13 protein-coding genes are annotated in these 15411 nt (G+C 32.6%); 3 read left to right on the top strand and 10 right to left on the bottom strand.

Translation table 11 applies throughout. From position 1 onward, the window contains the following. Positions 1-7: 7 nt before the first annotated feature. The 5 genes from CD135_RS12760 to CD135_RS12740 form a co-directional block, all read right to left on the bottom strand. Positions 8-961, bottom strand: coding sequence for a thymidylate synthase (locus CD135_RS12760; protein WP_064205161.1), 954 nt, complete (start codon positions 959-961; stop codon positions 8-10). A 319-nt stretch (positions 962-1280) separates the two neighbouring features. After that, entirely contained in the window at positions 1281-2081 is an 801-nt protein-coding gene (locus tag CD135_RS12755; RefSeq protein WP_103269594.1) for a class I SAM-dependent methyltransferase, read from the bottom strand. Further along, entirely contained in the window at positions 2065-2502 is a 438-nt protein-coding gene (locus tag CD135_RS12750) for a BrxA/BrxB family bacilliredoxin (protein ID WP_017000167.1), read from the bottom strand. The genes CD135_RS12755 and CD135_RS12750 overlap by 17 nt, the downstream gene beginning before the upstream one ends. Position 2503: 1 nt before the next feature. Then, a complete protein-coding gene (locus tag CD135_RS12745; protein ID WP_017000166.1) occupies positions 2504-3631 on the bottom strand; it encodes a conserved virulence factor C family protein in 1128 nt (375 codons plus the stop codon). 10 nt (positions 3632-3641) lie between these two features. Then, positions 3642-3836, bottom strand: a complete 195-nt coding sequence (locus tag CD135_RS12740; RefSeq protein ID WP_081501341.1) for a zinc-finger domain-containing protein — start codon at positions 3834-3836, stop codon at positions 3642-3644. Positions 3837-3987: 151 nt separating this feature from the next. Between CD135_RS12740 and CD135_RS12735 the strand changes: the two genes are divergently transcribed. Continuing rightward, complete coding sequence (locus tag CD135_RS12735) at positions 3988-4677, top strand: queuosine precursor transporter (protein ID WP_103269593.1); 690 nt, start codon at positions 3988-3990, stop codon at positions 4675-4677. Positions 4678-4961: 284 nt separating this feature from the next. Here the strand turns inward: CD135_RS12735 and CD135_RS12730 are convergent, their stop codons facing one another. The 3 genes from CD135_RS12730 to CD135_RS12720 all read right to left on the bottom strand — a co-directional run bounded on the left by CD135_RS12730 (position 4962) and on the right by CD135_RS12720 (position 9637). Continuing rightward, on the bottom strand, positions 4962-7076 hold the full coding sequence (locus CD135_RS12730; protein WP_103269592.1) for an Ig-like domain-containing protein: 2115 nt from the start codon (positions 7074-7076) through the stop codon (positions 4962-4964). A gap of 243 nt (positions 7077-7319) precedes the next feature. Beyond that, positions 7320-9437 (bottom strand): Rib/alpha-like domain-containing protein, encoded by a 2118-nt coding sequence (locus CD135_RS12725; protein ID WP_103269591.1) that lies wholly within the window; start codon positions 9435-9437, stop codon positions 7320-7322. Further along, positions 9434-9637: a YSIRK-type signal peptide-containing protein gene (locus CD135_RS12720; RefSeq protein WP_103269590.1), complete on the bottom strand. Its 204-nt coding sequence runs from the start codon at positions 9635-9637 to the stop codon at positions 9434-9436. The genes CD135_RS12725 and CD135_RS12720 overlap by 4 nt, the downstream gene beginning before the upstream one ends. Before the next feature lie 448 nt (positions 9638-10085). On the opposite strand from CD135_RS12720, the gene CD135_RS12715 reads away from it, so the two are divergent. Then, positions 10086-10487 (top strand): ribonuclease HI family protein, encoded by a 402-nt coding sequence (locus CD135_RS12715; protein WP_064205410.1) that lies wholly within the window; start codon positions 10086-10088, stop codon positions 10485-10487. 318 nt (positions 10488-10805) lie between these two features. On the opposite strand, the gene CD135_RS12710 is transcribed toward CD135_RS12715, so the two are convergent. Continuing rightward, entirely contained in the window at positions 10806-11690 is an 885-nt protein-coding gene (locus CD135_RS12710) for a 5'-3' exonuclease (protein ID WP_103269589.1), read from the bottom strand. Positions 11691-11701: 11 nt separating this feature from the next. Further along, positions 11702-15130 carry a dynamin family protein gene (locus CD135_RS12705; protein WP_103269588.1) on the bottom strand — a complete coding sequence of 1143 codons (3429 nt, stop codon included), beginning with the start codon at positions 15128-15130 and terminating at the stop codon, positions 11702-11704. 117 nt (positions 15131-15247) lie between these two features. Between CD135_RS12705 and CD135_RS13095 the strand changes: the two genes are divergently transcribed. Beyond that, a complete protein-coding gene (locus CD135_RS13095; protein ID WP_167543690.1) occupies positions 15248-15403 on the top strand; it encodes a hypothetical protein in 156 nt (51 codons plus the stop codon). Positions 15404-15411 lie beyond the last annotated feature (8 nt).

Genomic DNA, 15411 nt, shown 5'->3' with positions numbered 1-15411 from the left:
TTCTCCTTTAAACCGCTATAGGTGCTTTTATACTTGGATGTGATTGATAATCTTGAATTTCTAAATCTTCATAATCTATATCGAATAGTGATTTTTCTGTATTGATATTTAGTTTAGGTGGATTGTATGAAGACCTTGATAATTGTTCTTCAACAGCATCTATATGATTTTTATAAATATGAGCATCACCGAATGTGTGTACAAATTCTCCTACTTCAAGATTACACTCTTTAGCTATTAAATGTGTTAAAAGACTATAACTTGCTATATTAAAAGGTACACCTAAAAATATATCAGCACTTCTTTGATAAAGTTGGCAACTTAATTTACCATCTTTTACGTAAAATTGGAATAATGTATGACAAGGTGGTAAAGCCATTGTATCTATCTCAGTTGGGTTCCATGCTGAGATTATATGCCTTCTAGAATTCGGATTATTTTTAATATTATCAATTAAAGTTTGAAGTTGATCGAAGCTTTGTCCGTTTTGATCTTTCCAATCTCTCCATTGTTTACCGTAAACATTACCTAAATCACCATATTTACGCATAAATTCATCATCATTTAAAATTTTATCCTTAAAGATTGCGAGTTGTTCTTTATATTGTTCATTAAATTCATCATTAACTAATGATCTTCTACCGAAGTCTGTCATATCTGGGCCAGTATATTCATCACTCTCTATCCATTTCTTAAATGCCCACTCGTTCCAGATATTATTCTTATATTGCAATAAATATCTAATATTAGTATCGCCTTTAATAAACCATAATAATTCAGTGGCAATTAATTTGAATGAAACTTTTTTAGTTGTAAGTAGTGGAAACCCTTCTGACAAGTCAAATCTCATTTGATGACCAAATATTGAAATTGTACCTGTACCAGTTCTATCGTCTTTATTTTCGCCTTCATTTAATACTTTGCGGCATAAATCGTGATATGCTTCATCAAAGTTATTCATACGAGCACCTCTTTTTAATCTTTATTCTTCTTTTCTATATTAACGAAAATACTTATAATTTACTACTGATATAATATAGAAACTCCTTTGATATTTATGTATAATAGAGATAAATATAATAACCATTACTTTAAAGGGGGCCATCTCAATGAATGAAATATTTGCTACTTTGGGATTATTTTTATTATTATGTTATATGATTAGTATGTGTATCACTGAATAAGTAATGATACGCACGCATATTTAATGTGTCATTTCATTTAAAGTTAAAAAACAGAGAAAATCCTTTATTCATTTTAGGGTTTTCTCTGTTTTTTTGTTATAAGGCTTGTTTACTATTGTTTACGCGTAAGCCGTAATGCGTTTTCGAACTTTTTCGTAAGCATTGTATAACATTTAACTCTTTAAATAATAAACTGTCAAAGCGCGCCTTTAAAATTAAGTATTTATAGTGTTTTATCGGTTTATATTCTTGTATTTTAAGAATATTATTAGAAAGTTCACCCATTCTATCACTTTCTATTAAAGTTTTTTCGAACATGTGATCTAAATATAATATATCAACTTTTTCTTCATTCAACTTAACCCAATTATTATAATCTTCATTTATAAAATGAATTCTTTTTAATTCGTTATTGTTGAGTTGTAGTTTCATACCTTCAGAAATTACGAAATGAATTAAAGGGTGTTGTTCAATAGAAAATACGTTAACGTTTGGAAATTGCTTTAATACTAAATAGCTATCTCTACCAAAACCCATTGTTCCATCAACAAAATTAAATGAACTTTCTTTACTCGTTATATGATTTATCATTTCACTTAATATGGGTTGCTGTTGATTTTTTACCATATTTAATTTTACTTTCGCGGTATCTAAATGAAAATAAATTGGTATTTCTGAAGTGAAATATAGTTTTGGACCAGTATTTTCAAATACGATAACTGGTGAGTCATTAGATTTAAAAATCTGTTTTATCGTTAATTTTTTACGTTTTATAATAGAAATGTTTTGTATGTATTTATTTTTATTCAGCAAATGAAATGCATCTTCTACCTGTTTGTAGAGAGATGCATTTGTTTTTACTGAAGTTGTTATGCGTAAATTAGTCACAATATTCATCGAATGCGTCTTTTATATCCATACAAATTTCTTGGATATCTCTTCCTTCAATATGTTCACGTGGCATAAAGTATTTTAGTTCATTTCCTTTAAATAAAGCCATTGAAGGGCTTGAAGGAACTTGCGCAATGTATTCTCTCATTGTTTCTGTTGCTTCTTTATCTTGACCAGCAAATACAGTGGCAGTTCGAGATGGTTTTTTATCATTTTGTAAAGCGACTGTTACAGCTGCAGGTCTTGCTAATCCAGCAGCACAACCACATACAGAGTTAACAACTACAAATGTTGTTTCATTTTGCTCTGCGTCTTCCATATAACCTTTAACTTGGTCAGGTGTTTCTAAGCTTTCAAACCCTTGCTCAGTCAATTCGCTTCGCATTGGTTGAGCTAATTCTTTCATATATTGTTCATATGCATTCATATTAATTCTCCTCTCTTTTTCTGTTAGCCATTTGTTTCCAAACAGAACCTAAAGCAGCTTCGCCATTTTCAATTCTTTCAATAGCCATTTGAACTTGTAATTTAACATCAAACGCTGGATCATCTTGTCTATTCTTAAGCGCTGGTAAAGCAGTTTCGTCACCTTCATCAAAAATAAACATCGCTGCACGCCATCTTACGATTTTTTGTGGGTCTTCTAAAGCTTCAATCATAACAGGTAAAGCTTCTTTAAAGCCTAAATCACTAAAGCAATCTCCAGCTGTTCTTCTTACTGCTACATTTTTATCTTTCATAGCTTCATATAAATAAGGTAATGTTTCTTTCGTCTCAATCATACCTAACAATACAACAGCCATACGTCTAATTTGTGGCTTTTCGTCATTAAGTGCGACTTCCAGTAATGGGTAGTCATCTTCAGTTGGCGTTGGAAAATCATTTAACATTCTTAGACGTGTTTTCCAATCTTGTTCTTGTTCGAATTCTTCCTTACTAACATGGATGAATTGTTTTTCTGGAATTGTAATATCTTTAGTTAAAGCTTCTTCAACTAAATTTTCAAGAATTGATTCTGGATATAATGCAAGAATTTCTTCTTGTACAGTTTCCATTACATCATCTAATTCGCCATAACGGATACCTAAATCATCCCATTTTCTTAAAAATACAACGTTGTCCTCATCTTTAGTTGCTTTTAACATACTATCAATATAAATCTCAGGTAGCTGTTTTCTTTTTTCTTCATTCTCTGTTGTTAATTTTATTTGATAAGGAATACCTTTAAATCTTAATACTTCAGCTTTAACTTCCCCGTAATGTTCATTGACTTTAGCTTCTTGTTCTTCGTTATCATCTTCTGTACCAGAAATAGCAGCTGTCACGTCTTTTAATAAAGTATCCCAGTTTTCTTTACCTTTTTTGTCGACTGCAATGAAATCCATAACATGAAAGACTGATCTTATACCGTCTAACTGTAAAATACGATTGATAAATTCAGGGTTGTGATCGTTGACTTCAGTATATGTTTGAGAAGTTCTATCCTCTTTCTTGAATGATAATACGATTTTCATCGTGTTTGGACTTGGTGTTGGTTCTACTCTTACGATTTCCATAATATCCTCCTTATTGAAGTTTGTTTCCCAATTGTTTTATGCGTATACCTATAGAACATTCAGATATACAATATTGATGAGCTTGATGTTTGCCTTGCGTCTCTCTATAATGCGTTTTTAATAAACATCCTTTGCAATATGTCTCCATTAATTGATCTATTTTTTTAATAGCTATTTTTTCATCTTCAACTAAAATAAGCGTCACTCCTTACTTAGACCGTAATTATATCATTAGTATTATAAATTGTGGATTATAAAGCTTATTGCATTTTATAACTTTGACCTTTATAATTGTTAAGTTCGAATATCGCGGTTTCTAAACACCCGCTATATCAAAATTTAGGAGGAACAAAGTTATGTATAATGAATTATTTGGTATTATTACCTTTTTAATCACATTTATATTAATGTTGATTCTATACCGTATATTTGGAAAAACAGGTCTATTTGTTTGGGTTGCCGTAGGTACTATTATAGCAAATATACAAGTTATTAAAACAGTAGAGTTATTTTCAGTGAGTGCAACACTCGGAAATGTAATGTTCGCTTCAATTTATCTTGCAACGGATATTTTAAATGATATATATGGTAGAAAACAAGCTAAGAAAGCAGTTTGGTTAGGTTTTTCTTCCGTCATTGTAATGGTTATATTATTACAATGTTCATTAACATTTATACCAGCACAAGAAGATGTATCACAAGATGCATTAAAAACTATTTTTGGTATCGTGCCAAGAATAGCACTAGGTTCAATTTTCGCATATATTATTGGTCAACATTTAGATGTACTATTATTTAATATCATTAAAAAGAAATTTTCTTCTGACAGTACATTCTACATAAGAGCATATGGTAGTACAGCTATTAGTTCTATTGTTGACACAGCGATATTCGTGCTAATCGCATTCTATGGCAATATGCCTGGAACTGTATTATTTGAAATATTTATAACTACTTACTTCCTAAAACTACTAACAACAATCACAAATGTGCCTTTTGGTTATATAGCTAAATCTATGTATCGTAAAGGGGAAATTGTAGAGTAACATTATAAATAGAAGTAAATTAAAATCGCTAATACTTATAAGGGTTAGCGATTTTTTATTGAAATAAGGAAACAGCCTGGGACATATATAAATGTCTCAGGCTGTTTCTTTATATAGGCAGTGGCTGACTGGATTGAAAATATGCTTATAGTAAGCTTTTTTCAATCCTAGCCACCCTTGCCGGAGGAGCGGGCCCACGAAATCTTTTTAACAAAATGAGATTTCTGTTACACTCCCTTCTCTTATAAATTCAAGCAATAAACTTACTTAAATCATCGAGAATATTATTCTTTATCTTCAGATTTTTTACGTCTGAATAATAATGCTAGGCCACCAAATAATGAAGTGATACCTAATAAACCAGCTTGTTTGCTTTCTTCTTCACCAGTGTTTGGTAATACTTTTGCACCTTTATGGTCTTTATTTGAATCAGATTTAGATGGTTGATCTTTACTATTCATATTGCTAGTTGCATTTTGACCATTAGAACTTGTAGTACCTTGTTGTTTCATTGAAGAATTGTGTTTTTCGTGCATTGAACTATCAGCTTTATCGTCAGTATTTACTTTGCTGTTACTGTTGTTATTACTGTTAGTCATACCGTTATCATCTGCTTTATTGCCATCTTTTCCAGCTGGTTTAGTAGTATTGTCTTTACCAGGTTTGTCATCTGCACCAGTGCTTGGCTTGTTAGAACCATCGTCTTTACCTGGTTTGTCGTCTCCACCAGTACTTGGCTTGTTAGAGCCATTGTCTTTACCTGGTTTATCGTCTCCACCAGTGTTTGGTTTATCAGTACCATCATCTTTACCTGGTTTATCGTCTCCACCAGTATTTGGTTTGTCAGAACCATCATCTTTACCTGGTTTGTCGTTTCCACCAGTATTTGGCTTATCAGTACCATCATCTTTACCTGGTTTGTCGTTTCCATCAGTATTTGGTTTATCAGTACCGTTGTTGTTAGAATCTTTAGCTGGCGTTGTGATATCAGGTTTACCATCGTTGTCTTTATCTGTAACAGTTGTGCCGTTTGGATCAGACTCATCTTTATTCGGAATACCATCTTTATCAGCGTCTTCGTCGCCATCAGGTGTACCATTTCCATCAGAATCAGGATTTGTTGGATCAGTGCCTGCAGCTTCCTCATCTTTATTATTCACACCATCACCGTCGATGTCTGGATCTTGGTTATCAGGTGTACCATCACCATCTGTGTCTTTTGGCGTTGTGATATCAGGTTTACCATCTTTGTCTTTATCCGTAACAGTTGTACCATTCGAATCAGACTCATCTTTATTCGGAATACCATCTTTATCAGCGTCTTCGTCGCCATCAGGTGTTCCGTTACCATCAGAATCAGGGTTTGTAGGATCAGTACCTGCAGCTCCTTCGTCTTTGTTGTTCACACCATCACCATCGATGTCTGGGTCTTGGTCATCTGGAATACCATCATTGTCAGTATCCTTAGGATTTGTTACTACAACTGGATCAGAAGGTAACGAAGTATTCGGTGTTTCAGCTTTATCTGTTGCTTTTGCTGTTATTTCACCTTCAGGTAAAGGTTTTGTCGGTGTAATCACAACATTACCTTGATCATCAGCCGTACCTTCACCAATTTTGTTACCGTCTTTATCGAATAATTCAACTTTAGTGCCCGGTTCAGCTTTGACTGTTATTGGTTCTTTTGTACCACCTTTACCAGTTAAATCAGTTTCGATCACAGGTTTACCAGGCGGTGTAGTATCTGTTGCTTTTATCGGATCAGAAGCTTCAGAAGTATTTGGCGTTTCAGCTGTATCTGTCGCTTTCGCACTTACATTACCTTCTGGTATTGGTTTTGTCGGCGTAATCACGACATTACCTTGATCATCAGCCGTACCTTCACCAATCTTATTACCATTTTTATCGAATAGTTCAACTTTAGATTTTGGTTCAGCTTGAACTGTAACTGGTTCAGTTGTACCAGCTTTGCCCGTTAAGTCCGTTTGGATGACAGGTTTCGCAGGCGCTGTAGTATCTGTTGCTTTCTTCGGATTAGAAGCTTCAGAAGTATTCGGCGTTTCAGCTTTATCTGTCGCTTTCGCACTTACATTACCTTCTGGTATTGGTTTTGTCGGCGTAATCACGACATTACCTTGATTATCAGCTGTGCCTTCACCAATTTTGTTACCATCTTTATCGAATAATTCGACTTTAGTGCCCGGTTCAGCTTTGACTGTTATTGGTTCTTTTGTACCACCTTTACCAGTTAAATCAGTTTCGATCACAGGTTTACCAGGAGGTGTAGTATCTGTTGCTTTTATCGGATCAGAAGCTTCAGAAGTATTTGGCGTTTCAGCTTTATCTGTCGCTTTCGCAGTTACATTACCTTCTGGTATTGGTTTTGTCGGTGTAATCACGACATTACCTTGGTCATTCGCCGTACCTTCTCCAATCTTATTACCATCTTTATCGAATAATTCAACTTTAGATTTTGGTTCAGCTTGAACCGTAACTGGTTCTTTTGTACCAGCTTTACCTCTTAAGTCTGTTTGAATGACAGGTTTCGCAGGCGCTGTAGTATCTGTTGCTTTTATCGGATCAGAAGGTAACGAAGTATTTGGTGTTTCAGCTGTATCTGTTGCCTTCGCTGTTACATTACCTTACGGTATTGGTTTTGTCGGTGTAATCACGACATTACCTTGGTCATTCGCCGTACCTTCTCCAATCTTATTACCATCTTTATCGAATAGTTCCACTTTAGATTTCGGTTCAGCTTGAACCGTAACTGGTTCTTTTGTACCAGCTTTACCTCTTAAGTCAGTTTGAATCACAGGTTTCGCAGGCGCTGTATTATCAGTTGCTTTCTTTGGATTAGAAGCTTCAGAAGTATTAGGTGTTTCAGCTGTATCTGTCGCTTTCGCTGTCACATTACCTTCTGGTATTGGTTTCGTCGGTGTAATCACGACATTACCTTGATCATCAGCCGTACCTTCCCCAATCTTATTACCTTTGTTATCAAATAATTCAACTTTAGAATTAGGCTCGGCATTAACAGTAATTGGTTCTTTCTTAGTAGCTTTACCTGTTAAATCTGTTTCGATAACAGGTTTCGCAGGCGGTGTAGAGTCGATTACTTTATAAATGAATTCTTTAGTTACACTATTACCACTTGGATCTCTATAAGTAACCGTCACAGTGCTTCTACCTTCAGCAGTTGGCGTACCTGTAATTTGTTTTGTTTGGTTATCAAACGTTAAACCTGCCGGTAAGCCCGTTACGCTTGTTGGATTAATTTCGCCACTATTATCTGTCGCGTTTGGAAGTGTGAATGCTTGAATTGGTGCACCTTTTTCACTTCTCTTTTCTTGAATATCTGGTGCTGTTGGACGCATTGTGTCATTTACTGCCACCACTACAGCGACATCATCATGGCTACCATCTGGATAAGTTACACGAACAGTCGCATTTTTATCACCAGTCGTTGGCGTACCTGTAATTTGTTTTGTTTGGTTATCAAACGTTAAACCTGCCGGTAAGCCTGTTACACTTGTTGGATTAATCTCGCCACTATTGTCTGTCGCTTTTGGAAGTGTGAATGCTTGAATTGGTGAACCTTTTTCACTTCTCTTTTCTTGAATATCTGGTGCTGTTGGACGCATTGTGTCATTTACTGCCACCACTACAGCGACATCATCATGACTACCATCTGGATAAGTTACACGAACAGTCGCATTTTTATCACCAGTCGTTGTTGTATCAACAGGTGTTGTGTACGCGTAACGCGTGCCACTCGGTAAGCCAGTTGTATTAATCGATTGTTCAGCGTTAGGTGTCGCTTTTAACTCAACTGTTTGTTTTTTACCAGTTGGATTAAGTCTATCTGCGTCTGTACGTCGTACAGTAGCATTCACTATATCAGATGCTAATGACGTATTGTTAGATGCATCCGTCGCTTTCGCTGTTACACTACCTGCTGGTATCGCTCTAGTAGGTGTAATTGTGACATTACCTTGAGCGTTTGCCGTGCCTTCACCAAGCTTATTACCATCTTTATCAAAAATTTGAACTCTAGAGTTAGGCTCTGCAGTTACACTAATCGGTGTCGTTGTACCAGCTTTTTCTGTTAAATCCGTTTGAATAACAGGTTTAGGTGGTGCTGTTGTATCTACTACCTCGTATTGAAAAGCTTTAGTAATACTATTACCACTTGGGTCTCTATAAGTAACTATAACTTTATTGTTACCTTCAGCAGTTGGCGTACCTGTAATTTGTCTAGTTTGACTATTGTACGTTAAACCTGCCGGTAAGCCAGTTACGCTTGTTGGATCAATATCACCACTATTATCTGCCGCTTTTGGAAGTGTAATTGGTCCGATTGCTACACCTTTCTCGCTTCTTTGATAGTTAAGATTTGGACCGACTGGAGGTGTATTATCCTCAACTTCTACAACAACTGGTACGTCATCATGACTACCATCTGGGTAAGTTACACGAACTGTCGCATTTTTATCACCAGTCGTTCTTGTATCTACTGCTGCTGTATACTCGTAGCGGGTACCAGTAGGCAAGCCAGTTGTATTGATAGACTGTTCAGCGTTTGGTGTACCCTTTAACTCAACTGATTGATTTTTACCAGTTGGGTTAAATCTTTCTGCGTCTGTAAGTCTTGTCGCTACCTTCGGAGTAGAAGGTAAAGAAGTATTTGGACGAACAGCTGTATCTGTCGCTGTAGCCGTGATTTCACCTGCAGGTATCGCACTCGTAGGTGTAATTGTCACATTACCTTTTCAGCTTTTGTTACTTCATTTTCTTTCTCTTTTTCTGTTACTTCAAGTTTAGTAGCATCTACATTATTTTCAGATGCAAAAGCATGGTTTGTTGGAGAGCTTAGGAATATGAGAGTCCCGACCAATATCGAGCACGCTCCAACAGTATACTTTCTAATACTAAACTTCTGTAATCGCCGTTGCTTATCCATCAGTAAACTCCTTTATATTTTTATTTTTGGAGAGCAACTTAACTCATAAGGCGATTCATTTTTACTATTCAGTTTTGATATTAATCACAAGATGTACATTTTATTTAATTGAATCATTAATATGAGTCAAGTGCACAATCATTTTATGCAAATTCAATTATTTAATCATAGAATAAAAAATTATTTCAAGTTCCGTCCAATAAGAAATGGAACTAATTGTAATTTGCACCAAATTAGTATACCACCTTATTTTTGTATGTAAATACTATTTTTATAAAAATCTATGTTTTATTTATTTAAATTCACAAAAATGTAAAAAACTTTTGTTTTGAAAATGTAATTTTATTTTTGTTGGAGACTAATTATAAATCTTTGTTTTGTTTGAAGTATGACCGGTGTTCGTGTAAGTTTAAAATATTGAACATTTAAATTGAAAGAGTTGAATATCATGCCACAAATATATTTTGATGCTGCTACTAAAGGTAATCCTGGAGAAAGTACTTGTGCTTCTGTCATCATTATTGATAATGAAAGATATCACTTTACGGAGTACATCGGATCATTAGATAACCATAGTGCTGAATGGGTAGCTTTTATAAAGTCTTTAGAGAAAGCTCATGAATTAGATGTAAAGACAGCATTAGTGTATACAGATTCTAAGTTGATCGAAGATAGTTTAAATAAGAGATTTACTAAAAACGCTTTGTTTAAACCGTATTTTGAAGCTTTTAAAAAATTAGAAACAAAATTTGATTTAGTATTCGTAAAATGGATTCCACGTGCTAAGAATAAGGAAGCGAACCAACTTGCTCAAACTGCTTTAAGAAAGCATTTGAAAAAATCTAAATAAATTAAAAAACGAGTCTGGGACATGAGTAAATGTCTCAGACTCGTTTTTTACATTGATCGTATTAGTTGTTATTAAGGTAATTTCTAAATCATAATTTACTTTGGATTTACGGCTTAGTTAATCCAACAAAGCGTGGTTTAGTTGGATTTTCTACCTCATTAATCCAATATCAACACTTGATTCTTTATTAATCCCACCCCGGCAAGGATGACTAGGATTGGAAAAAGCTTGATATAAGCGCTTTTTCAATCCAGTCAGCTACTGCCATTATAATTAAAGAGGCTGAGACATGTATTTATGTCCCAGTCTCGTCTGTCATTATGAAAAATTACTCATCAAGTATTTACTTGAAACGAATAATTCATGTTCATTACAAATAGTAATTGAATTTTCTATATGATGATTGTATTCCATTTTTGCCAATAATTCTTCTGTTTCAAGTGGTACATTTGTATGAATTGCTGCTAAACGTTTAGACATTTCTAAGTCAGCTTGATAAGTTGTAATTTTATTTTGTTGGCCTGGTGTTAATGTTTCTAGATTAGCCATAACATTTTCTACGGATTGATGTTCTTGTATTAATTTAATAGCAGTTTTCTCGCCTATTCCTTTAACACCTGGATAACCATCTGCTGTATCACCCATAAATGCTTTTACATCTACTAATTGCCATGGCTCTAAACCGTATTCTTCTCTAAATCTGGTTAAATCATATTTATTATATAGGTTAAATCCTTTTTTAGTTAACCATACATGTACATCAGTATCTATACATTGTAATAAATCTCTGTCACCGCTCACGATATATGTTTCATGTCCCTTTGCTTGTGCTTTTTTACTAATAGTACCAATTACATCATCTGCTTCGTAATTAGTAATGCCTAAGTTACAGAAACCTAATTTTGAAGCTATATCTTTAGCTTTATCAAATTGAGGTACCATTTCTTCTGGTGGTGCAACACGATTTGATTTGTATGCTTCAAACATATCATTTCTAAATGTTTTTGAACCCATATCCCAACATATTGCCACATGGGTAGGTTTTATGTCGTTAACAGCTGTAAATGCGTGTCTTACAAATCCTTGAATTGCATTTGTTGGTGTACCAGCTGAATCTCTCATAAATTGTTTGTGTACACTCGTCGCATAAAAGTGTCTAAATAATAAAGCCATTCCATCTATTAATAAAATTCTATTTGCCATTTATTTCGCCTCTATATTTCTTTTAAGATTTTTTCAATTCTTTCTATTAAATCATTATTAATATTAATAGATAAGTAAGAATCGATAAGTTTATTTGTTTCTATATTGTATTCTTCAATGTATTGTTCTGCTTGTTCATCATAACCGTTTAAATTTTGTTTAATTTCATCATCAAAAGTTACTATTGGAGAATCAATTAATTCCATTGTATCATTTAGAATCCCTTTTTGAATCTCTTTAGCTTTAGATGTTTTTAATAGATCTTTTTTAGATATTGTTCGAACAGTTTTATCAGCTAAATCATTTAAATGGATACTGATTGCATGAACTGAAACTTTATTTTCAAATTCGTGCTTGAATTTAGAAATTAAAATTGATGCTTCATTTAATTCTACTATTGTAGGTGTTAATAATTCATCAAAAGTTTTATTATAAAAATTCTTCAGTCTTTCAGTAATTAATGAACTTTCCAAACTTAACTTTTTGTTAATATCATCTATATATTGTTTCGTGCTCGTTTGTAATGAAGTTTTGAAATCATTTGTAACGGTTGAAGTATTAAAATGTTTTTTCACGATATCATTTAACTGAATCATGAGTCTGTCTTTTAGATAATATAGTTGGTCATCTATTTCTTTATCTAATTGATGATGTGACTTCACGACAATTTGATTGTTAAAGTTTGTTTGATTTTTATATTTAAGTAAAGTATCTTTTCTTTTTTCGAATTGATCTTTATCTTGTCTATACGTAGTAACCATTTGTTCTAGTTCATTTTCTAATTGATTAATTCTAGATTCTACTTGTGACTGTAGAACTTGTTTACTTTCAACTTTTACAAAATGATCAAGCGCGTTCATAAATTTTGTGAAGTATTCGTCATATCCTTTAATAGCATTTTTACTTGAGACTGGGTAACACTCAGGTTTAATATTTAATGCATCTAAAGATGATTCTACATATGAAATAACAGCTTCTTTATCTTCTTCGGATTCAGCTAAGTCAATCGCGTTTATTACGAATTTTAAACCTTGAGATTGCTGCAAATTATTCATGTCGCGCATATATGATAGAAATTCTCCATCTTTATCTGTAAATGCATGATTATAGTAGCTGACATAAATGATAAGGTCACTAGATGCAATGATTTGTTCAGTTTCTCTTGTATGACGTTGGTTGTTTGAGTTCAAACCTGGAGAGTCTATTATAACTTTATCTTTTAACCAATCCTCTTCTAATCTTAAATGAATTTTATGAACAAATGCAGCGTGTGTATCATTAGCTGTTAATTTTTCAAGTTCTTCTAGTTCAAATTGTACAGGTTTATTATTATTTAAGGCTTCTACGTATTCATAAAAGTTTGTTTCTATCGCCTCAAAAAATGCTAAGTGATTACTTGATAAGGATGGATGACTTTTAATATTCTTGTCTTTAATAAATGATTCTATCGATTCATATGATTGATTAGCGAATTCCGTAATATGATTTATTTCTTCTAATAACTGATCATATGTCTTAAACAACACTTCTTGTGTATTACCATAGCTAATTTCTGTAATACTAGCTGTAGTTGGATTTGGTGAACTTAATAGTATTGGTCGTTTTAAGATAGCATTGATTAAACTACTTTTACCAGCACTAAATGTACCGAAAACAGCAATTTTTGTTATGTTTTCATCCATTCGCTCTATTTGATTTTTAATATTTGTTACTTCACTTTGATATATCGGTAAATCAGATAAAGTTTGAACTTTTTCTTTCAATAATGCCATGTTACTTTCTTTGTGTTCAATTATGTTCTCAGATGTCTTTTTAACTTTTGCTTCGTTGTTGTTAATGTTTAAGTCTTCTATTTTTACATATGTACGATCAATCAATTTATCTATAGATTCATCTAAGTGTATATAATAATGCTGGAAATTATTTGTTACGAGCGAAGTTAATAATTCGTTATATTCTATATATTCTTCATATAAGCTTAGTTGATCCGTATTTTCATTTGAATTAACTTTTACTTCGCTATTTTGAACGATTTCTTCTATTATACTATTCGTTTCATTTCGAATTTGTCTTGTGATGATATCCGTAATACCTTTTGTATATATTAAGACATAGTCATTAGTAATGTTCGGTTGTTCTTGTACATGTTCAGCTAAAGCTTCTTTAGAAATTGTATATTTTTGATTAATTATTTTTTCAAACAGATTTGAGTCATTAATATATTTATTTAAATTTTCTAATGACTTAATCCATACTTTAGTTATTTCATCATGAATTTTTAAATCTAATTGTTCTTTAACTAAATCTAATTTTTCATTTTGTATGGCTTCTTTTTTCTTTTCTTTATTAAATAAGCATTTAACCTTATATTCCTTCGCTGTTGTTTCTAAATATTTTCTAATTGTTTCTCTCATTTCATAAGGCATTAAATAAGCATTATCTAATATTTCTTTTCTCGTGTCTTTTAAGTTTTGTCTGAATTCATCTTTATTTTGTATAAGTGAATGCTCATTTTGTACGTTGTACTTTTCTTTGTAAGCTTTGTAATCTTCATCAAAAGTTTCTTCAGTAGAATCGATTTCAGATAGAATGTCTTCCATATTATTCTTAATATATTCTAGTTGATCGTTTTTAATATAATTTGTCACGCGTTCAATAAAATGTTGATGTTCTGTTCTATTTTTATCTAATTCGTGAATAAAATGATTAAACTTTTCTTTCTCGTTATATTTAGTTTCAAATTTAGAAACATAAAATACTTCTTCTACGTTTAAATTCCAATCTTTTAGTGCTTTATTCACACGATTTTTATAAATTTCAAATGAAATTTCTTCATCATCATGTTTGTCAATTTGATTTACGACTAGAATGACTGGTATATCAAGTTTGTTTAATGACTTTATAAAGTTAAAATTCATGTCTGATTGAACATGATTATAATCGACAGTATAAAATACGTAATTTGATGTTAATAAATATTGAAAAGCACTTTCTCTATGATTATCACTCATTGAGTCTACGCCCGGTGTATCTTGGAAAGTAAATCCTCTATTAAATTTATCAGACGTAAATTCAATTTCTATCGACTCTACTTCCCTATCCTCAGTATTTAACTTCTTTACGTCTTCTTGTTCTTGTACGACTGTATATTGATTATCATTTAAATTTACCGAAATGCTATTTTGATTAGATGATATTAATTGTGCAGTGTTACTTGTCGTCGGTACTGGTGAACTCGGTAAAATATTCTGTCCAATGACATTGTTTATTAATGTTGATTTACCTGCAGAAAAGTGGCCGACAAAACTTACAGTATATTGTTTGTTATAAACTTTTTTTATCATTTCATTAATTTGCTTAATCAATGAAATGTTCGAAGATTTTTCGATTTCTTTTTTCAATTTATATAATAAGTCTAATGATTCTTGATTGCTTTTCATTATTAATCCCCTTTAAATAAGCGCAAATAATTTTGATAATGTGATTTAAATCACATATTTTTCTCAATCTCTACTCTATTATAAGTAATGAAGAGAATATAAGAAAGGATGAATCATATGACAAGGCAAAATAATAAAACGATTAAAGAAGCTGAACACCATTCACATGACGATTTAGACTTAAGTGGAACATTGTATTCAGTTTTTACAATAGGAGGTATTTTTGCAGTATTATGGGTAATTTGTTTCATTTTATATCTTGTAAGAATTTAAGGGGGATT

Origin of the sequence: Mammaliicoccus lentus, assembly GCF_002902755.1 — a bacterium.
GTDB lineage: Bacteria > Bacillota > Bacilli > Staphylococcales > Staphylococcaceae > Mammaliicoccus > Mammaliicoccus lentus.
The sequence above is the reverse complement of the archived record's forward strand: the minus strand, read 5'-3'. Positions and strand labels throughout refer to the sequence as shown.

Excerpts from the sequence above, each read along its gene's own strand:
- CD135_RS12760 (WP_064205161.1), bottom strand. The coding sequence starts at position 961 with ATGAATAACTTTGATGAAGCATATCACGATTTATGCCGCAAAGTATTA.
- CD135_RS12755 (WP_103269594.1), bottom strand. The coding sequence starts at position 2,081 with ATGAATATTGTGACTAATTTACGCATAACAACTTCAGTAAAAACAAAT.
- CD135_RS12750 (WP_017000167.1), bottom strand. The coding sequence starts at position 2,502 with ATGAATGCATATGAACAATATATGAAAGAATTAGCTCAACCAATGCGA.
- CD135_RS12745 (WP_017000166.1), bottom strand. The coding sequence starts at position 3,631 with ATGGAAATCGTAAGAGTAGAACCAACACCAAGTCCAAACACGATGAAA.
- CD135_RS12735 (WP_103269593.1), top strand. The coding sequence starts at position 3,988 with ATGTATAATGAATTATTTGGTATTATTACCTTTTTAATCACATTTATA.
- CD135_RS12720 (WP_103269590.1), bottom strand. The coding sequence starts at position 9,637 with ATGGATAAGCAACGGCGATTACAGAAGTTTAGTATTAGAAAGTATACT.
- CD135_RS12715 (WP_064205410.1), top strand. The coding sequence starts at position 10,086 with ATGCCACAAATATATTTTGATGCTGCTACTAAAGGTAATCCTGGAGAA.
- CD135_RS12710 (WP_103269589.1), bottom strand. The coding sequence starts at position 11,690 with ATGGCAAATAGAATTTTATTAATAGATGGAATGGCTTTATTATTTAGA.
- CD135_RS12705 (WP_103269588.1), bottom strand. The coding sequence starts at position 15,130 with ATGAAAAGCAATCAAGAATCATTAGACTTATTATATAAATTGAAAAAA.
- CD135_RS13095 (WP_167543690.1), top strand. The coding sequence starts at position 15,248 with ATGACAAGGCAAAATAATAAAACGATTAAAGAAGCTGAACACCATTCA.